General features: G+C 63.9%; 17 protein-coding genes and 1 tRNA gene. 13 read left to right on the top strand and 5 right to left on the bottom strand.

The annotated features are described in order from the left end of the window. The first annotated feature begins 1 nt into the window (after position 1). The 8 genes from uxaC (at position 2) to LB571_RS01435 (ending at position 7,168) form a co-directional block, all read left to right on the top strand. On the top strand, positions 2-1,414 hold the full coding sequence (gene uxaC / locus LB571_RS01470) for a glucuronate isomerase (protein WP_224591754.1): 1,413 nt from the start codon (positions 2-4) through the stop codon (positions 1,412-1,414). 33 nt (positions 1,415-1,447) lie between these two features. After that, positions 1,448-2,425, top strand: coding sequence for a TRAP transporter substrate-binding protein (locus LB571_RS01465; RefSeq protein WP_140719894.1), 978 nt, complete (start codon positions 1,448-1,450; stop codon positions 2,423-2,425). Between the two features lie 62 nt (positions 2,426-2,487). Further along, positions 2,488-3,012, top strand: coding sequence for a TRAP transporter small permease (locus LB571_RS01460; RefSeq protein ID WP_041163297.1), 525 nt, complete (start codon positions 2,488-2,490; stop codon positions 3,010-3,012). Positions 3,013-3,015: 3 nt separating this feature from the next. Further along, entirely contained in the window at positions 3,016-4,296 is a 1,281-nt protein-coding gene (locus LB571_RS01455; protein ID WP_140822662.1) for a TRAP transporter large permease, read from the top strand. A gap of 114 nt (positions 4,297-4,410) precedes the next feature. Next, the gene (locus LB571_RS01450; RefSeq protein ID WP_140874708.1) at positions 4,411-5,184 is read left to right on the top strand and encodes a FadR/GntR family transcriptional regulator; all 774 of its coding nucleotides are present in this window, start codon (positions 4,411-4,413) and stop codon (positions 5,182-5,184) included. A 22-nt stretch (positions 5,185-5,206) separates the two neighbouring features. Beyond that, positions 5,207-6,058: a 5-dehydro-4-deoxy-D-glucuronate isomerase gene (gene kduI, locus LB571_RS01445; protein ID WP_224591751.1), complete on the top strand. Its 852-nt coding sequence runs from the start codon at positions 5,207-5,209 to the stop codon at positions 6,056-6,058. Continuing rightward, positions 6,055-6,819: a 2-dehydro-3-deoxy-D-gluconate 5-dehydrogenase KduD gene (kduD, locus tag LB571_RS01440; protein ID WP_224591748.1), complete on the top strand. Its 765-nt coding sequence runs from the start codon at positions 6,055-6,057 to the stop codon at positions 6,817-6,819. Before kduI ends, kduD begins: the two co-directional genes overlap by 4 nt. Before the next feature lie 10 nt (positions 6,820-6,829). Next, positions 6,830-7,168 (top strand): cupin domain-containing protein, encoded by a 339-nt coding sequence (locus LB571_RS01435; protein ID WP_140712433.1) that lies wholly within the window; start codon positions 6,830-6,832, stop codon positions 7,166-7,168. A 152-nt stretch (positions 7,169-7,320) separates the two neighbouring features. Here the strand turns inward: LB571_RS01435 and LB571_RS01430 are convergent, their stop codons facing one another. Continuing rightward, the gene (locus LB571_RS01430) at positions 7,321-8,742 is read right to left on the bottom strand and encodes a coniferyl aldehyde dehydrogenase (RefSeq protein ID WP_224591746.1); all 1,422 of its coding nucleotides are present in this window, start codon (positions 8,740-8,742) and stop codon (positions 7,321-7,323) included. A gap of 236 nt (positions 8,743-8,978) precedes the next feature. Between LB571_RS01430 and recQ the strand changes: the two genes are divergently transcribed. Further along, positions 8,979-10,814, top strand: a complete 1,836-nt coding sequence (gene recQ / locus LB571_RS01425) for a DNA helicase RecQ (protein WP_224591744.1) — start codon at positions 8,979-8,981, stop codon at positions 10,812-10,814. A gap of 62 nt (positions 10,815-10,876) precedes the next feature. On the opposite strand, the gene LB571_RS01420 is transcribed toward recQ, so the two are convergent. The 3 genes from LB571_RS01420 to LB571_RS01410 form a co-directional block, all read right to left on the bottom strand. Next, positions 10,877-12,220 (bottom strand): phospholipase D-like domain-containing protein, encoded by a 1,344-nt coding sequence (locus LB571_RS01420; RefSeq protein WP_224591742.1) that lies wholly within the window; start codon positions 12,218-12,220, stop codon positions 10,877-10,879. 1 nt (position 12,221) lies between these two features. Further along, positions 12,222-12,548 (bottom strand): low affinity iron permease family protein, encoded by a 327-nt coding sequence (locus LB571_RS01415; RefSeq protein ID WP_015315187.1) that lies wholly within the window; start codon positions 12,546-12,548, stop codon positions 12,222-12,224. A 608-nt stretch (positions 12,549-13,156) separates the two neighbouring features. Further along, positions 13,157-13,246: transfer RNA gene (locus LB571_RS01410), tRNA-Ser, on the bottom strand. 326 nt (positions 13,247-13,572) lie between these two features. On the opposite strand from LB571_RS01410, the gene LB571_RS01405 reads away from it, so the two are divergent. The 3 genes from LB571_RS01405 (at position 13,573) to LB571_RS01395 (ending at position 15,321) form a co-directional block, all read left to right on the top strand. Then, complete coding sequence (locus tag LB571_RS01405; RefSeq protein WP_015315189.1) at positions 13,573-14,244, top strand: 50S ribosomal protein L21; 672 nt, start codon at positions 13,573-13,575, stop codon at positions 14,242-14,244. A 100-nt stretch (positions 14,245-14,344) separates the two neighbouring features. Next, positions 14,345-14,614 (top strand): 50S ribosomal protein L27, encoded by a 270-nt coding sequence (rpmA, locus tag LB571_RS01400; RefSeq protein WP_015315190.1) that lies wholly within the window; start codon positions 14,345-14,347, stop codon positions 14,612-14,614. A 119-nt stretch (positions 14,615-14,733) separates the two neighbouring features. Then, complete coding sequence (locus LB571_RS01395) at positions 14,734-15,321, top strand: GNAT family N-acetyltransferase (RefSeq protein WP_140662567.1); 588 nt, start codon at positions 14,734-14,736, stop codon at positions 15,319-15,321. 99 nt (positions 15,322-15,420) lie between these two features. On the opposite strand, the gene LB571_RS01390 is transcribed toward LB571_RS01395, so the two are convergent. Continuing rightward, entirely contained in the window at positions 15,421-16,290 is an 870-nt protein-coding gene (locus tag LB571_RS01390) for an endonuclease/exonuclease/phosphatase family protein (protein WP_224587623.1), read from the bottom strand. Positions 16,291-16,422: 132 nt separating this feature from the next. Between LB571_RS01390 and obgE the strand changes: the two genes are divergently transcribed. Then, complete coding sequence (gene obgE, locus LB571_RS01385; protein ID WP_140822653.1) at positions 16,423-17,454, top strand: GTPase ObgE; 1,032 nt, start codon at positions 16,423-16,425, stop codon at positions 17,452-17,454. The last annotated feature ends 2 nt before the right edge of the window (positions 17,455-17,456 follow it).

Genomic DNA, 17,456 nt, shown 5'->3' with positions numbered 1-17,456 from the left:
GATGGCCGTGGCACTGACCAATGCGGATTTGCTGTTTTCAGCCGAGGCGCGTCCGCTGTCGATCGCCCGCGCTCTCTATGCCGGCATCAAGGACCTGCCCATTATCAGCCCGCACGGCCATACCGACCCGCGCTGGTATGCGCTGAACGAGCCGTTCCCCGATCCCGCGCAACTGCTCATCGTGCCGGACCACTATATTTTTCGCATGCTGTTCAGTCAGGGCGTGCGGCTGGAGGCTCTCGGCGTGCCGACCCTCGATGGTGAGCCCGTCGAGACCGACGGCAGGGCGATCTGGCGGTTGTTCGCCGAACACTATTACCTCTTTCGTGGCACGCCGACCCGATTGTGGTTCGACCATGTCCTTGCGCATCTGTTCGGCATCGAAGAGCCGTTGAGCGCCGCGACCGCCGACCGCCATTACGACACGATCGCAACGCTGCTGCAGTGGGAGAATTTCCGCCCTCGCGCGCTGTTCGAGCGCTTCAACATCGAGGTCATCGCGACGACCGAAGGCGCGCTCGACGATCTCAAATGGCACCAGATGATCCGCGACAGTGGCTGGGAGGGCCGTGTCGTCACTGCCTATCGGCCAGACGCCGTCGTCGATCCCGATTTCGAAGGCTTTTCGGCCAATCTCGATCGGCTCGGCGAGATCACCGGCTGCGACACCGGGATCTGGGCTGGTTATCTCGACGCACATCGCCAGCGGCGCGCCTTCTTCAAGAGCTTCGGCGCGACTTCGTCGGATCACGGGCATCCGACGGCGGAGACCGCCAATCTTTCCAACGCGGCGGCGCAGGAGCTGTTCAACCGGGTCCGCGCCGGCTCGCAGGATGAGCGCGAGCGAAAATTGTTTCGCGCGCAGATGCTGACCGAGATGGCCAAGATGAGCCGGGACGACGGGCTGGTCATGCAGATCCATCCCGGCTCCATGCGCAATCATTCGGCTTCCGCTTTCCAGAAATTCGGCAGGGACAAGGGTTTCGATATCCCGACCCGGACCGACTATGTCACGGCATTGAAGCCATTACTGGACTGCGTCGGGCTGGAGCGCGACCTGACCGTCATCCTGTTCACGCTGGATGAAACCAGCTACGCGCGCGAACTGGCGCCGCTGGCCGGCGTCTATCCGGCGCTGAAGCTCGGGCCGGCCTGGTGGTTCCACGACAGCCCGGAAGGCATGCGCCGGTTCCGCGAGATGACCACCGAGACCGCCGGCTTCTACAACACGGTCGGCTTCAACGACGACACGCGCGCCTTTCCGTCGATACCGGCCCGCCACGACGTGGCGCGGCGGGTCGACTGTGCGTTCCTGGCGCGTCTCGTCGCCGAGCACAGGCTGCGTGAGGACGAGGCGCATGAACTCGCGAAGGAGCTTGCCTACACGCTTGCCAAGAATGCGTACCGGCTCTGAGCCGGGCGTTTCGATTTTCAAAGGGAGGAAGTCATGTTGCATTTTTCGAAATTGACGGCGGCGACATTCGCCATCGGTTCGCTGCTGATCGGCGCTGCCAACGCCGAAACCGTGCTGCGATCCTCGGATACCCATCCGGACGGCTACCCGACCGTCGAGGCGGTCAAGTACATGGGCGACCTGATCAAGCAGCGCACCGCCGGCCGCTATTCGATCGAGGTCTATCACTCGGCGCAGCTCGGCGAGGAAAAGGACACAATCGAGCAGACCCAGGCCGGCGTCATCGACCTCGACCGCGTCTCGATGGGACCGTTCAACGGCATCGTGCCGGAGACCGCCGTGCCGTCGCTGCCCTACATGTTCCGCTCCGTCGAGCACATGCGCCACGTCATGGACGGCGCTGTCGGCGACCAGATCCTGAAGGCGTTCGAGGCGCATGATCTCGTCGGCCTCGCCTTCTACGATTCCGGTGCTCGGTCCTTCTACAACACCAAGAAGGACATTACCTCGATGGCGGACATGAAAGGCATGAAGTTCCGCGTCATCCAGTCCGATGTGTTCGTCGACATGGTCAACGCGCTTGGCGCCAACGCCACGCCGATGGCCTATGGCGAAGTCTATTCGGCGCTGCAGACCGGCGTCATCGACGGCGCCGAAAACAACTGGCCGAGCTTCGAATCCGCCAAGCACTACGAAGTGGCCAAGCATTACACGATGGACGAACACCAGATCGTGCCGGAAGTGCTGGTCATGTCGAAGGCAAGCTGGGACAAGCTCTCGCCGGAAGACCAGGCGATCGTGCGCCAGGCAGCCAAGGACAGCGTCGTCAAGATGCGCGAACTGTGGGACGCGCAGGAGAAGAAGTCGCGCGGCATCGTCGAGGCCGCGGGCGTCAAGGTCAGCGAGATCGACAAACAGCCGCTGATCGACGCGATGAAGCCCGTCTACGACAAGTACTTGTCGACGCCCGAACTGAAGGATCTGGCCGCCCGCATACAGGCCGAGAAATGAACAGCAAGGGCAATGGATCGAGCAGCGCGGAGGCCCCCGCGCTGCCTTCGGACGTGTCGGCCATGCGAGGATTCTGGCTGGGTGCGGAGCGGGTCCTGTCAGGGCTTGCCAGGCTGGCGCTTTGGATCAGCGGCGCCGGCCTGACGCTGATGACGATCATCATCTTCTGGCAGGTCTTCTCGCGTTATGTGCTGAACCGTTCGCCGAGCTGGACGGAATCCTTCTCGGTTCTGCTGATGGGCTGGTTCATTTTTCTCGGCGCCGCCGTCGGCGTGCGCGAACGCACCCATCTCGGCTTCGACGTGCTGCTCTATGTCCTGCCTGTTTCGGCCAAGGCGGTACTGCGCAGCATTTCCGACCTTGTCGTGCTGGCCTTCGGCGCCGGCATGATCGTCTATGGCGTGCAATTGGCCAGGCTGACCTGGAACACGGTCATGCCGTCACTTGCCCTGCCGGGCGGCGTCAGCTTCCTGCCGGTCATCCTGGGTGGGGCGCTGGTCTGCCTGTTTTCGCTGGAACGGCTGGCCGGGCGCTTTGCCGGCCTGCCCGTCGACGCCGATATACATGCAACCGGCGAGGAGCCGTGAACCATGGCCCTGATCGTCCTCTTCGGCACCTTCGTGTTCCTGCTGGTCATCGGCACGCCGATCGCCTTCTGTCTCGGCGTTGCCAGCTTTGCCACGATCCTCACGCTTGGCTTGCCGCCGGTCGTGGTGTTCCAGCGGCTGAATTCCGGCGTCAGCGTCTTTTCGCTGATGGCCATCCCGTTCTTCATCTTCGCCGGAGACCTGATGGTGCGCGGTGGTATCGCCGCGCGGCTGGTCGCGCTGGCAGGCTCCCTGGTCGGTCATTTGCGCGGCGGCCTGGGGCAGGTCAACATCGCCGCATCGACCATGTTCGGTGGCATCTCCGGCTCGGCGGTGGCGGATGCGTCGGCGGTCGGCGGGCTGATGATCCCGCAGATGAAGGCGCGCGGCTACGGCGTCGACTATGCCGTCAACATCACCTCGGTCGGGGCCATCATCGCGCTTCTCATTCCACCGTCCCACAACATGATCATCTATTCGATCTCCGCCGGCGGCCGTATCTCGATCGCCGACCTGTTCACGGCTGGCGTGCTGCCCGGTCTGCTGCTGGCGCTGTCGCTGATGACAACGGCCTATTGGGTCGCCAGCCGCCGGGGATATCCGACGGAGCCCTTCGCCGGCTTCGGCCGGGCCCTGCAGCTGCTTGTCGCCGCCATTCCCGGGCTCATCCTGATCGCCATCATCTTCGGCGGCGTCAGGTCCGGTGTCTTCACCGCGACCGAGAGCTCCTGCATCGCCATCGTCTACGCCTTCCTGGTGACGCTGATCATCTACCGCTCGATGAGCTGGGGCGACTTCGTCGCGGCGACGACGGCGTCGGTGCGCACCACGGCCATGGTGCTGATGATCATCGGCTGCGCGGCGGCCTTCGGCTGGTTGCTCGCCTATCTCAGGGTACCGGCGGCACTGGTCGCCTTTCTGCAGTCGGTGTCCGACAACAAGCTGGTGATCCTGCTGCTGATCAACGTCGTCCTGCTCATTCTCGGCACCTTCATGGACATGTCGCCGCTGATCATCATCACGACGCCGATCTTCCTGCCTGTCGTCATGGCCTATGGGGTCGATCCCGTGCATTTCGGCGTGATCCTCATCCTCAATCTCGGCATCGGGCTTTGCACGCCACCGGTCGGCGCTGTTCTGTTCGTCAGCTGCGCCATCGGGCGCATTCCGATCTGGACCGCGATGCGCTCGATCTGGCCATTCTACGGCGCCGCCTTCGCCGTGCTGATGCTTGTCACCTACGTGCCGGAAATCTCATTGTGGCTGCCGGGCCTGTTCCATTAGAGCGGTTCGGCGATCGTTGGAATCGTTGAACCGCTCTAACTCTTTGTGTTTACGCAATTCCACGCGGAAAGCCGCTACGCACTTTTCGTGGAATTGCACTAGGAGGTTACCGAGGTGTCCGATACCGCAAACGACCTCAGGGTCGAGAGAAAACCCAAGCTGTCGGAAACCGTCGTGGGGGCGATCCGCAAGCAGTTGCAGGCGGGCGAGATCCTGCCCGGCCACAAGCTGCCGACCGAGGGCCAGCTGACCGAAACCTTCGGCGTCAGCCGAACCGTCATCCGCGAGGCGCTGGCCAAGCTTGCCGCCGACGGTCTGGTCGAGCCGCGACAGGGCGCCGGGGTGTTCGTCACAGAGCATATTTCGACCATGTTCGGGGCGCTCGCCGCCGACATGGGAGCCAAGGATTCGGTCGCGCTCAACGTGCTCGAGGTGCGGCTGGCGATCGAGATCGAATCGGCTGGGCTCGCTGCCATCCGTCGCAACGCCGCGCAGGAGGCGGCGATCCAGGAAGCCTTCTTCGAGTTCGAGCGGCTGCTGCTCGACAGCCAGCCGACCGGTCCGGCCGACCTCGCCTTCCATCGCGCCATCGCCAGCGCCACCAACAACCCTTTCTATGTCGAGATGCTCGACGTGCTCGGCCGGCGCGCCATTCCGTGCGACGTGACCTCGCCCTGGTCGACCGAACTGGCGCAGTCCGACAGCTACCAGCGCGGGCTGCAGCGCGAGCATCTGGTGATCCTGAACGCGATCACGGCGGGCGATGCCGAAGCCGCGCGCGAGGCGATGCGCACCCATCTCGGCGCCAGCCAGCAGCGTTACCGCGAGCGGCTGCAGGCGCGGCAGGCCTACTACGCCAGCTCGGTCAAGGCGGCCGCGGGCGAATGATCCACCGAAAGCCAGGACAGAAATGAGCCAGAACCACACCGACTACACATCGCGCTTCGCCATCGACCCGGCGGCCGCCGCCGCCATGGGAACGGATGAGCTGCGCCATAATTTCCACATCGAGGACCTCTTCCAGCCCGGCCGCATCAGCCTGACCTACACGCACTACGACCGCATGATCGTCGGCGGCGCCGTGCCTGTGGCAACGGCATTGCCATTGGAAGCGATCAAGCCGACCGGCACCAAGGGTTTTCTCGACCGGCGCGAATTGATCGCCGTCAACATCGGCGGCGCCGGCACGATCGAAGCCGGCGGCCAGTCCTTCGACCTGCGGGCGCGCGACATGCTCTATCTCGGCATGGGCACCGACACGGTTTCCTTCGCTTCTGCCGATAGGAACGGCCCCGCCAAGTTCTATCTGCTCAGTGCGCCGGCGCATCAGGCTCATCCCAGCCGGCTGATCCGCCTCGATGACGCCAAGCGCCTCGATCTCGGCAGCAAGGAGGCCTGCAACGAGCGCTCGATCTTCCAGTTCATTCATGCCGGGGGAACAAAAACCTGCCAGCTCGTCGTCGGCATGACGCAGCTGGCGCCGGGCTCGATCTGGAACACCATGCCATGCCATGTGCATGACCGGCGCATGGAGGCCTACCTCTATTTCGACCTGCCCGAGGCGGCCCGCGTCTTTCACTTCATGGGCGAGCCGGACGAGACACGTCACATCGTCATGCGCAACGAGGAGGCGGTGCTGTCGCCGGGCTGGTCGATCCACTCTGGCGCCGGCACGTCCAACTATGCCTTCATCTGGGCGATGGCCGGCGACAATGTCGACTACACCGATGTCGATCCGGTGGCGATGGACATGCTGCGGTGAGCGACCTCTCCACCTTCAGCCTGGCCGGCAAGCGCATCCTGGTGACCGGCGCCAACACCGGCATCGGCCAAGGCATTGCCATCTCGATCGCGCGCGCCGGTGGCGCCGTGATCGGCGTCGGCCGCTCATCGATGGACGATACCGCGAGCAAGGTCGGCGCTGTGGGCGGCCAATTCGAGGCGGTGAGCATCGATCTTGCCGACACGGCAGCAGTCGGACCGATGCTGGACCTCGTCTGGGATCAAAACGGTCCGATCGACGGGCTGGTCAACAATGCCGGCATCATCCGGCGCGCCGATGCCATCGATCTCGGCGAAGCCGACTGGGACGACGTGATCGACGTCAATTTGAAGTCCGTCTTCCTGCTGTGTCAGTCCTTTGCGCGGCGCGTCCTTGCCGGTGGACGCCAGGGCAAGATCGTCAACATCGCCTCGGTGCTGAGTTTCCAGGGCGGCATCCGCGTCGCGTCCTACACGGCGTCCAAGCATGGCGTGCTCGGCATCACCAGGCTGCTCGCCTGCGAGTGGGGGGCGAAGGGCATCAACGTCAATGGCATAGCGCCGGGCTATATCGACACCAACAACACGCAGGCGCTGCGCGCCGATCCCGACCGCAGCGCGGCCATCCTCGGGCGCATTCCCGCCGGCCGCTGGGGCGAGCCCGGAGACATTGGCGATGCTGCCGTCTTCCTGCTGGCGCCGGCCTCGAACTATATGCATGGCGCGGTGGTGCCGGTGGATGGGGGATGGCTGGCGCGATGAGGAGAAGACGATGACCGAGCCGAAGATTTTCGCGCATGCCGGCCAGGGTGCCTGGACGCCGACCCCGGATGGCAATCGCCGGCGGGTTCTCCTCTCCACCGACGAACTGATGATGGTCGAATTCGGTTTCGACAAGGGTGGTGTCGGCGCCTTGCACTCGCATCCGCATGTGCAGGCGAGCTATGTCGCCGAAGGCCGTTTTGAGGTGACCATCGGCGGCCGGACCGAAATCGTCGAGACCGGCGGCAGCTTCATCGTGCCGTCCGGCCTGGTGCACGGCGTCAAGGCGCTCGAGGCGGGGCGGCTGGTCGACAGTTTTACGCCGCACCGCGCCGATTTCCTCGCCTGACCGGGTCGCCGACGATTTCTCGGCCAACGAAAAACCCGCGCCTCCAGGCAAGCGCGGGTTGTTGCCTGGGCGCCAATGGCGCCGCGGTACTCAAAACATCACCGCAGAGTGCGAAAGCTGCCGCATCATGGTGAAGATAGACTTAATGCGCGTCAGGTGATGCGCCTGAGCAGGCCGAAAAGCCGTTCGAACGTCTTGCCGTAGGGCGGCCGCAGAAGGCTCCCTGCGCTCAAGCGCGACTGCAGGAAGACCGGTTTCTCCTTGCTGAAGGTGCGGAAACCCCATTCGCCGTGATAGGCGCCCATGCCGCTGGCGCCGACGCCGCCGAAGGGCTGGTTCTCCTGCACCAGATGCAGCATGCAGTCGTTGATGGTGACGCCGCCGGCGACCGTCTCGCGCAGGATGCGCTGGCGGTTGCCGCCGTCGTTGCCGAACCAGTAGAGCGCCAGCGGCCGGTCGGCCTGGTTCACATAAGCGATCGCGTCGTCGAGCGTGGCGTATTCGACGATCGGCAGCACCGGGCCGAAAATCTCCTCGCGCATCAGCTTCAGGTCCGAGCCTGCGTTGCTGACCAGGGTCGGCGGAAGCTTCCGGCCCGCATTGCCGAGGTCCTCGCCGGCCGGGTTGATCTCGGTGACATCGGCACCCGTGTCGCGCGCTTCCGCGATCATGGCGCGCAGACGCTGGTAATGCCGATCGCTGATGATGGCGGTATAGTCGGGGTTGTCGCGCAGCGAGGGGTAGAGCCGCGCCATGGCGATTGCGAGCTTCGCGGCGACCGTACCTGCTTGTCCCTTCGGCACCAGCAAATAGTCCGGCGCGATGCAGGTCTGCCCGGCATTCAACAGCTTGCCATAGGCGACGCTGGCAACCGCGGTGTCAAGATCGCAGGAGGGGTCGAGGATCGCCGGCGACTTCCCGCCGAGTTCGAGCGTGACCGGGGTCAGGTTGGCGGCGGCGGCGATCGCAACCTGGCGTCCGACCGCCGTCGAACCGGTGAACAGCAGATGATCGAACGGCATCGAGACGAAGGCTTTCCCCGTATCGGCATCGCCGGCGATGACGCTGAGTTCATCCGGGGCGAAATGTTCGCCAGCCAGCCTGGTCAGCAGCCCGGAAAAAGCCGGCGTCAGTTCGGAAGGCTTGACCAGCACGCGGTTGCCGGCGGCAAGCGCGGCCGTAACCGGCGCGACGGCGAGCTGAAAAGGGTAGTTCCAGGGCGAGACGATGCCGACGACGCCGAGCGGCTGCGGGACGAGGCGATTCCGGCCCGGCAGGAACGGCAAGGTGGTGGCAACGCGGCGCTCCCGCATCCAGGCGCCGACATGGGCGAGCGCATGGCGAATGCCGGCGCGCACGACGAACAGTTCGGCCAGACGGGTTTCATGCGCCGAGCGGCCGCCGAAGTCGGCGTCGATCGAAGCGCAGATTTCGGTCTCGTGCCGCTCGGTCAGCGCCAGCAGGCGCCTCAGCCGATCCCTGCGGGCGCCAAGGTCTGGAAAGTGTTGTGCCTTGAAGGCGGCGCGCTGCAGCCGGAACCGTTCGCCCAGCAAATCCTGTCTCACCTGCAGCATCGCGCCCTCCGTGGCGTGTCGGCGAGGCAAGCTTACATCGCAACGCGGCGGAATCCATCAGGGATGCGTGTGCCGCTGGGGAAGGCGTCGCCGACGGTGTTGCCGAGGGTATTGACAGGGCGGTTGTGATGGGATGAGCGGTGGGCTACTCCAAGGCCTCACAAGGAGTGGCCCTTGACCATCTTGCCCGATCTCTCCCGTACGCGAAACATCGCTTGCCGCCAGGCGGCTGTCTGATGCCGGCGCAGGCGGCGGGTATCAGGGCCGGGGATCCCAAGCGGCGCGTCCTGAAGGAGGTGTTCGGCTTCGACGATTTTCGCCCCGGCCAGGCCGACGTGATGGATACACTGCTTGGCGGGCGCCATGTGCTGGCCGTCATGCCGACGGGCGCGGGCAAATCGCTCTGCTACCAGGTTCCGGCGCTAGTTCTGGGCGGGCTCACCCTCGTCGTCTCGCCGCTGGTGGCTCTGATGCAGGACCAGGTCGCGGCGCTGCGGCTTGCCGGCGTGGCGGCCGATACGATCAATTCCTCGCTCGACCGCGAGGCCAATGTCGCGGCCTGGCGCCGTGTGGCATCTGGCCAGACGCGGCTGCTCTATCTGGCGCCGGAGCGGCTGATGACCGAGCGCATGCTGGACGCCCTTTCCAGGCTCCACGTCAGCCTGATCGCCATCGACGAGGCTCATTGCATCTCGCAATGGGGTCCGGCGTTCCGGCCCGAATATGAGGATCTGTCCCGGTTGCGCGGTATCTTTGCCAATGTGCCGATCATCGCGGTGACGGCGACTGCCGATGAGAGCACGCGTACCGACATCGCCGCCCGCCTGTTCGCCGAGCAGGTCGAAACGCTGGTGCTCGGTTTCGACCGGCCCAACATCAAGCTGGCCATCGCGCCCAAGCAGGACAGCAAGCGCCAGCTGCTCGGCTTCATCGAGCGCCATGCGGGCAAGAGCGGCATCATCTATTGCTTGTCGCGCAACAAAACGGAAGAGATCGCGGCCTTTCTGAAGCGCAACGGCGTCACCGCGCTCGCTTACCACGCCGGCATGAGCAAGGAGGCGCGTGAAGCCAATCAAAACGCCTTCATGACCTTGTCCGGCGTCGTCATGGTGGCAACCATCGCGTTCGGCATGGGCATCGACAAGCCTGATGTCGCCTTTGTCTTCCACACCGATATGCCGGGCAGCCTGGAAGCCTATTATCAGGAAATCGGCCGTGCCGGCCGCGACGGACGCGAGGCCGAGGCGCATATGCTTTACGGCCTTGGCGACATCCGCATGCGCCGGCTGTTCATCGACGACGAGGATGCCTCGTCAGAGCACAAGAGGCGGTCACACCGCCGGCTCGACACGCTGATCGGCTATTGCGAGACGGCGCAATGCCGCCGCCAGGTGCTGCTCGGCTATTTCGGCGAAGAGGCCCAGGCCTGCGGCAATTGCGACAACTGCCTCGACCAGGCGCCGCGCGCCGATGGCAGTGCCGAAGCGCGGAAGATCCTGGCGGCGGTCACAGAGAGCGGCGAGCGCTTCGGCGCGGCCCATGTCATCGATATCCTGCTTGGCCACGAGACCGAGAAGGTGCTGGCGAGAGCTCATCAAACACTCAGCAGTTTCGGCACCGGCGCCGCGCACAGAAAGACAGTGTGGCTGTCGCTGGTCCGGCAACTGGTGGCCGGCGGGTTCCTGATGCCGGATCCCGAGGGCCATGGCGGTCTCGCCATCTCCGAAAGCGGCCGCGCGCTCGGCCGTGGCGAGATTGCATTCCAGTATCGCGTCGAGACGCGGGACCCTCTGGCGCGCGGCAGGAAGCGTTCCGGGGAAGGCGCCGCCGCCGGAGCCGAGGGCGTCGATGCTTCGTTGCTGGCGGCGCTCAAGTCGCTGCGGCTACGGCTCGCCAAGGAGCGACAGGTCCCGGCCTATGTGGTGTTTTCCGACCGCACGCTCATCGACATGGCCGACCGCCGCCCGCGCGACCTCGACGCCTTTGCCGAAGTGAATGGCGTGGGAGGGGCCAAGCTCAAGGAGTTCGGCGCGGTTTTCCTGGCCGCGATCGCCGCGCAACAGCCTGATTGAAAGCTTGATGGCGAGCGGTAGGGCTGATCAGGCTGGTCGAATGAGCAGTAAAAGCCAGGTCATCAAAGTTGGGAGCGCAGCCTGCTGGCCAGCCAGTCCGAAATTTTTTCCCGCAGGGGACGCGCTTCCCATTCGGCCAGGGTGATTTGCCGGGACCTCCCAAGGTCCTGGTTGAACAGGTCGATCTGCGTGTTCGCGAAATCCCTGCCGTAGACGTTCAGACTGGCTTCATCGTTCAGCCGTAAGGAGCGTTCGTCCAGATTGGTGGAACCAAAGCTCGTCCAGATGTCGTCAACGATCAGCAGCTTGGGATGATACATGGTGGGTTGAAACTCGTAGATACGCACTCCAGCTCTAAGCAAGTCGCCCCAGAAATAGCGCGAGCCCTTCCGAACCAAAGGCACGTCGGTGAGCGCGTTCGGAACGATCACATCGACAGACACGCCTCGCTTCCTGGCGTCCAGGATCTGCTGGAGGGCGATATCGTCGGGGACGAAATAGGCCATTCCGATTCGCAGGTGATCCCTCGCGGCGGCTATCGCGGCCAGCATCATCAATTCCATGTTCTCCGAGCCATTTGGCTGCGAAGAAAGTATCAGCTGGGCGCCGAGCGACCCCGCCGGTTCGGGCGGAGGGTAGAACTTCCGACCCTGCAATGTCTCACCGGTCGTCTCCAACCAATTTTCGGCAAAGGCTGCCTGGAAAGCAGGTACGGCGGTCCCTTCGATCCGATAGTGCGTTTCGCGCCATTCATCCGGATTGCGGGCGTCTCCCCGCCATTTGTCGGCGATGCCGACGCCGCCCGTAAAGGCCACTCGTCCGTCGACAATGAGCAGTTTGCGATGGGTCCGGTTGTTCACACGGTCCAACGTATACCAATGGATCGGCCGGTAGCGGTGGAACCTCACGCCGGCTCCTGTCATGATGTGGATCAGGTTTTCGTCGAAAGGCAGGCTGCCGACCCAGTCGACAAGCACGCGGACCTCCACACCTTGCCGCGCCTTGGCCGCCAAGGCTTGTGCGAATTCATATCCAACGGCCCCAGACCAATAGATATAGGTCTCAAAATCGATGGTGGACCGGGCCGCGCCGATCGCCTGGAGCATCGAAGGAAAAATCTCGTCGCCGTTCACAAGGGTCTGCACCGCGTTCGCGTTTGACATCTGTCCCAGCGAGTAGCTGCTCATCGACCTCGCGAACTGCGGATCCGATGCGTCGAAGCGATGCGGGACAATCGTCCGCAAAACCCGCGGTTCAGGGGTCAGGTTTATGGCCGCCAACGTGGCCAGACCGGCGACAACCGCAACGGCCACATAGCTTAATCCCTTGAGCAGCGGGCTGAATTTTCGATCCAACCGCGTTGGCTTCGCGCCCCTCAGGAACGCCACGAGACCGGCAGCGCGCATGTTAGTCGCCCTGCTGCTTGCGATCGCGATGTTTCTCGATGTCCTCGGGCTCTTCATCGTCGATGCGGGTGATGGTCGAAGCCGAACTGTTTGATCTCAGCATTTCGTCCAACTTGGCATGAATGGCCTGGGTATCGCGATGTTCAGCCCGCTGAATGAAGAGCGTCATGGCCCAGGTGAGGAGCGTAGCCGCGCCATGCCAGTTCAAGCTTTGCCGGTCGAAAACGATCCAGAAGATCGCATAGGCCAGCAGGACCAGGAATGCTGCCGGACGAGAGGTCCACGTGCCGATCGAGGTGAGCGCGCCGGTAATGGGGTGATTTGCCATCAGCAGGAACTTTCCACGGTAACGCAGGTTCCCGCGAGCGCGTCGGCGAAGGCTGCCGTGCGGCACAGTTGTCTGCAGAAAGCGCCGTCAGGCCCTGACCATCCGTCTGGGTTGGGCGTTGTCTCGAACGGCTGCTGCGTCAGAGGCTGCAATGGGAGCCTTGCGATCGCGGGCCTGTCTCGGAGCGCCGCAGCGTCGGGACGTCGTCAAGCAGGCAGCCCGGCGAGTACTGCGCCAATACCCTTTCCAGACGCGCCAGAAGGACTTTCCTCGACTTTATCTCGTACCCCAACCGCAATGTGCCTCCCATGCTTTTGCGGTTGGTGGTCAACTCCTGCTGGAGGATGCCGATGCGGATGCGTACCTCATCGGCCTGTGCTCGAAGTGCTGCCTTGATTGGCCCTCGACCTTGCATGCTGAACTCGATCTCCCCTGGAAACGGATATCGAACTTGAGGGACATGCTTTGGTTCCTCGGCATCGCTTCTTATTTTCCGACCCGCGACAGCCGGTCGCGTCCCGCCGCACGCATGTCAGCGCCTCTCCAATTGGAGCCGAGCCAGCGAATTGGCGTGAGCCGATGCCGCCGGCATTTTCAATTTGGGGGAATGGCGGAGAGGGAGGGATTCGAACCCCCGATGGGCTTGCACCCATGCCGCATTTCGAGTGCGGTGCATTCGACCACTCTGCCACCTCTCCGCGGTCATGGTCGGCCGTTGCCGGCGCGGCGCACTAGATAACGGCTGAACGGGCAGGTTACAAGGCCAAATCCACCGGAAATTCAGCTTCCTGTACGGGCCTCGTTCGGAGTGCCACGCTCCGTCCTCGGCAGGAGTCTGGCCCGCATGGCAGGGAACCCCGCCCGTTTGCCTTGACTCCCACGCAACCTTCGGTTAGGGACAGCGCGCAATCGGCGTGGAGGGTTCTTCCACGCCGCTTGTTTTTTGAACCCGCAGACTGACAAAAAGACGGCCGAACCGCCAGAGGCGGTTCATCAAGGCCGACCGAACAGCGAAAGGCAAAAAATGTTCGCAGTCATTAAAACGGGCGGTAAGCAGTATCGCGTTGCCGCCAACGATCTCCTGAAGATCGAAAAAGTCGAAGCCAATGTCGGCGACATCGTCGAGATCGGCCACGTGCTCGCTCATGGCGAGGGCGAGAATGTCACGTTCGGCGCGCCGTTCGTCGATGGCGCCCTGGTGACCGCCGAAGTCGTCGAGCAGGGCAAGAACCGCACGGTCATCGCTTTCAAGAAGCGTCGCCGCCAGAATTCGCGCCGCAAGATCGGCCATCGCCAGCTTTTGACCACCGTGCGGATCTCCGAGATCCTGCTGGGTGGCGCCAAGCCCGCCAAGAAGGCGGCCGTCAAGGCGGAAGCCAAGGCTGAGGTCGCTCCCGAGGCCGCGCCGAAGGAAGCCAAGGCCAAGAAGGACGCCGCCCCCAAGGAAGACGCGAGGGCCGAGGCCGTCGCCGCGCCGCTGTTCAAGGCGCCGAAGGGCGAGCCGGACGACCTGACCGTGATCAAGGGCATCGGCCCGGTCGCCGCCAAGGATCTCGCCGAGCAGGGCATCATCACCTTCGCGCAGCTCGCCAAGCTGACCGAGAAGGACGTTGCCAAGATCGACGAGAACATGCCGTTCAGCGCCGACCAGATCAAGGACTGGCGCGAGCAGGCGAAGGAACTGGCTAAGAAGTAAGGCGAACCGGCGCGAAACGTCGCCGGATCGGACTTGAAACGGAACGCGAACGCGTTCATAAGACCATTCAAGCGCCCATGGGCGCATCGGAGTTAGTTAGATGGCACACAAGAAAGCTGGCGGCTCGTCGCGCAACGGTCGCGACTCGCATTCCAAGCGTCTGGGCGTGAAGAAGTTCGGCGGCGAAGCCGTCATCCCGGGCAACATCATCATTCGTCAACGCGGCACCACCTGGCATCCCGGCGTCAATGTCGGCATGGGCACGGACCACACCCTTTTCGCGCTCGAAACCGGCGCCGTGACGTTCAACAAAAAAGCCAACGGCCGAACCTACGTATCGGTCAACCCGATTACCAAAGCCGCGGAGTAGCCGGTTCCGCACTAGAACACCGGCGCCCATCTCGGGACCGGTGTCTGGCAAAACCAGGAAAAGGATCAGGGGAGATGGGTTTCCATCTCCCCTTTTTCTTGTGCCTGGAGGACTTTGAAATGGTTGCCGAAGCGGAAGACAGTGAAGACGAAAGTTATGCGATAGACTGCCCGGTGCTGGTCACCGAGCGGCTGGTGATGCGCGCTCCCGATGAGCGGGATATCGCGCAACTGGTCGAACTTGCCGACAACCGTCACGTTGCCGAGATGCTGGCGCGCATGCCGCACCCCTATGGCGAGGCCGAGGGACGTGCTTTCCTCGCCATGACCAAGGCGCGCCGCGCCGGCATCGCCTATGCGCTGACGTTGGCAGGCACCGACACTTTCGTCGGCTGCGCCGGGCTGAACGCCACCGATCGCGGCCTTGAGCTCGGCTACTGGATCGGCGAACCCCACTGGAAGAAGGGCTACGCGACGGAAGCAGCGCACGCACTGGTCGACCTCGCCTTCCAGAAGACGTCGATCCAGGTGCTGCAGGCCTCGACGAGGGTCATCAATCCGGCTTCACGCCGCGTCATCCACAAATGCGGTTTCCAATATGCCGGCCAGGGCATGCTGAATTCGATCGTTGCCGGCCAGGTGCCGGTCGAGCGTTACCGGCTCGACAGGAAAACCTGGACGAGCCTGCGCAATTGGATCCACTTCTAGGTGCGTCGATGTTCAGGTGGGGCCGGCCTGACCTGAATATCGGCACACCTTGGCGCGTGGGGCGGAACAGGACAAATCAGCTGGGGACCAGACTTGGGCCTAGCCCAGTTCGACCCAGACCGGCCGGTGGTCGGAACCGACTGACTGTCTATCGACCCACAGGCGCTTCAGCGTCCGGGCAAGCGACGCGCTGGTGAAGACGTAGTCGATGCGCTTGTGGCGGCTGGCGTTGGTGGGGTCCTTGGGATCGACCCAGGAGACGAGATCGTCGCCGGCGACATCGAGGCGCAGGGCGGCATCGACGGCGAAGTCGGCGGTCAGCGGCATGCCGAATTCATGGTCCGGCCGGCCGGCCAGTTCGACATATTCGGGCGAGCCGGCCAGCATGTTGAAATCGCCCATGCCGACAAAGGCTTCCGGATGCGGCAGTTCCGGCAGGCCGATCTCGGCGACGCCGGACAGCGCACCGCCTTCGAGCGCATAATTCAACAGGCGCTGGCGCAGGAACTGGATCTGGCTGGCGCGTTCGACCGGGCTGCGGTGATCGAGATGGATGGAATAGAAGCGGATGAAACCAAGCGGCGTCTCGATCAGGGCTTCCAGCGCGCCGCGCTGGAAGTTCATCATCTCGAAGCTGCGGCTGCGCGGCAGAAGCAGGTTGCGCGACAGATGAATGGGTGTTTTCGACAAGACCATGTTGCCGAGCTGGAAGGTCGTGGTGATGGCGCGGCCGTCCTCGATGCGCGAGCCGATATTGGCCTCGAAATTGCTGCCATAGACGGCGAAATAATCGGGCAGCGCCTCGCCGATCTCGGCCACCATGTCGCGGCTGCCGTTCCGGGGATTGTTGCGGGTGACCTCCTGCAGCGCGATTACGTCGGCGCCGCGCACCGCGTCGGCGATGCGCCCGAGATCGTAGCGTCCATCGAGACCGATGCCGTACTGGATGTTGTAGGTTACAAGCTTCATTCCGACGTCTCTCCGGCCAACCCCGCGCGGCCATCGTCACAAAACGGCCTCGCCCTTCGCCGCGCCTTGGTTTAGAGCAAGGCCCAAGGTTTAGAGCAATGCCGCAAGGCCAATAAAAGAAACTGCAGTCCCATGAAATTTCTCGATCAAGCCAAGGTCTATGTCCGCTCGGGTGACGGGGGCGCCGGTTCGGTGTCGTTCCGGCGCGAGAAGTTCATCGAGTTCGGTGGCCCGGATGGCGGCGATGGCGGCCGCGGCGGCGATGTCTGGCTGGAAGCGGTCGACGGGCTGAACACACTGATCGACTATCGCTACCAGCAGCATTTCAAGGCCAAGACCGGAGTCCACGGCATGGGCCGCAACATGACCGGCGCCAAGGGCGCCGATGTGACGCTGAAAGTGCCGGCCGGAACGCAGGTCTTCGAAGAGGACAATGAGACGCTGATCTGCGACCTCACCGTCGTCGGCCAGCGCTTTCTCCTGGCCAAGGGCGGCAATGGCGGCTTCGGCAACCAGCATTTCAAGACCTCGACCAACCAGGCGCCGCGACGCGCCAATCCCGGCCTTCCCGGCGAAGAACTCAATATCTGGCTCAGGCTGAAGCTGATCGCCGACGCCGGGCTGGTCGGGCTGCCGAATGCCGGCAAGTCGACATTCCTTGCCGCCGTCACCGCGGCCAAGCCGAAGATCGCCGACTATCCGTTCACGACGCTGCATCCGGGCCTCGGCGTCGCCCGCATCGATGCGCGCGAATTCGTCATCGCCGACATTCCAGGTCTGATCGAAGGCGCGCATGAAGGCGTCGGCATCGGCGACCGCTTCCTCGGCCATGTCGAGCGCACGCGCGTGCTGCTGCACCTGGTCTCCGCGCAGGAAGAGAACCCGGGCAAGGCCTACAAGACCGTGCGGGCCGAGCTCGAGGCCTATGGCCACGGCTTGACCGACAAGGCCGAGATCCTGGCGCTGAGCCAGGTCGACACGCTCGACGCAGACGCGCGCAAGAAGAAGGTTGCCTCGCTGAAGCGTGCCGCCGGCCGCGCGCCGATGCTGCTGTCGGCGGTCACCGGCGAGGGCGTCGAGGCGGTGCAGCGGGCGTTGATGGCTGTCATCGCGGAGGCGCGTGCGCGGATCGCCGCGCCGGTCGAGTCGCGCTGGGAAAAGTAAGG

The organism is Mesorhizobium sp. BR1-1-4, from assembly GCF_020165375.1.
In the GTDB taxonomy this organism is placed as follows: domain Bacteria; phylum Pseudomonadota; class Alphaproteobacteria; order Rhizobiales; family Rhizobiaceae; genus Mesorhizobium; species Mesorhizobium australicum.
This window is presented reverse-complemented; position numbering and strand designations above follow the sequence as displayed.

What these genes read in the sequence shown, in the direction of transcription:
- uxaC (WP_224591754.1), top strand. Translation starts at nt 2, where the DNA reads ATGGCCGTGGCACTGACCAATGCGGATTTGCTGTTTTCAGCCGAGGCG.
- LB571_RS01465 (WP_140719894.1), top strand. Translation starts at nt 1,448, where the DNA reads ATGTTGCATTTTTCGAAATTGACGGCGGCGACATTCGCCATCGGTTCG.
- LB571_RS01460 (WP_041163297.1), top strand. Translation starts at nt 2,488, where the DNA reads ATGCGAGGATTCTGGCTGGGTGCGGAGCGGGTCCTGTCAGGGCTTGCC.
- LB571_RS01455 (WP_140822662.1), top strand. Translation starts at nt 3,016, where the DNA reads ATGGCCCTGATCGTCCTCTTCGGCACCTTCGTGTTCCTGCTGGTCATC.
- kduI (WP_224591751.1), top strand. Translation starts at nt 5,207, where the DNA reads ATGAGCCAGAACCACACCGACTACACATCGCGCTTCGCCATCGACCCG.
- LB571_RS01435 (WP_140712433.1), top strand. Translation starts at nt 6,830, where the DNA reads ATGACCGAGCCGAAGATTTTCGCGCATGCCGGCCAGGGTGCCTGGACG.
- LB571_RS01430 (WP_224591746.1), bottom strand. Translation starts at nt 8,742, where the DNA reads ATGCTGCAGGTGAGACAGGATTTGCTGGGCGAACGGTTCCGGCTGCAG.
- recQ (WP_224591744.1), top strand. Translation starts at nt 8,979, where the DNA reads ATGCCGGCGCAGGCGGCGGGTATCAGGGCCGGGGATCCCAAGCGGCGC.
- LB571_RS01420 (WP_224591742.1), bottom strand. Translation starts at nt 12,220, where the DNA reads ATGCGCGCTGCCGGTCTCGTGGCGTTCCTGAGGGGCGCGAAGCCAACG.
- LB571_RS01415 (WP_015315187.1), bottom strand. Translation starts at nt 12,548, where the DNA reads ATGGCAAATCACCCCATTACCGGCGCGCTCACCTCGATCGGCACGTGG.
- LB571_RS01405 (WP_015315189.1), top strand. Translation starts at nt 13,573, where the DNA reads ATGTTCGCAGTCATTAAAACGGGCGGTAAGCAGTATCGCGTTGCCGCC.
- rpmA (WP_015315190.1), top strand. Translation starts at nt 14,345, where the DNA reads ATGGCACACAAGAAAGCTGGCGGCTCGTCGCGCAACGGTCGCGACTCG.
- LB571_RS01395 (WP_140662567.1), top strand. Translation starts at nt 14,734, where the DNA reads ATGGTTGCCGAAGCGGAAGACAGTGAAGACGAAAGTTATGCGATAGAC.
- LB571_RS01390 (WP_224587623.1), bottom strand. Translation starts at nt 16,290, where the DNA reads ATGAAGCTTGTAACCTACAACATCCAGTACGGCATCGGTCTCGATGGA.
- obgE (WP_140822653.1), top strand. Translation starts at nt 16,423, where the DNA reads ATGAAATTTCTCGATCAAGCCAAGGTCTATGTCCGCTCGGGTGACGGG.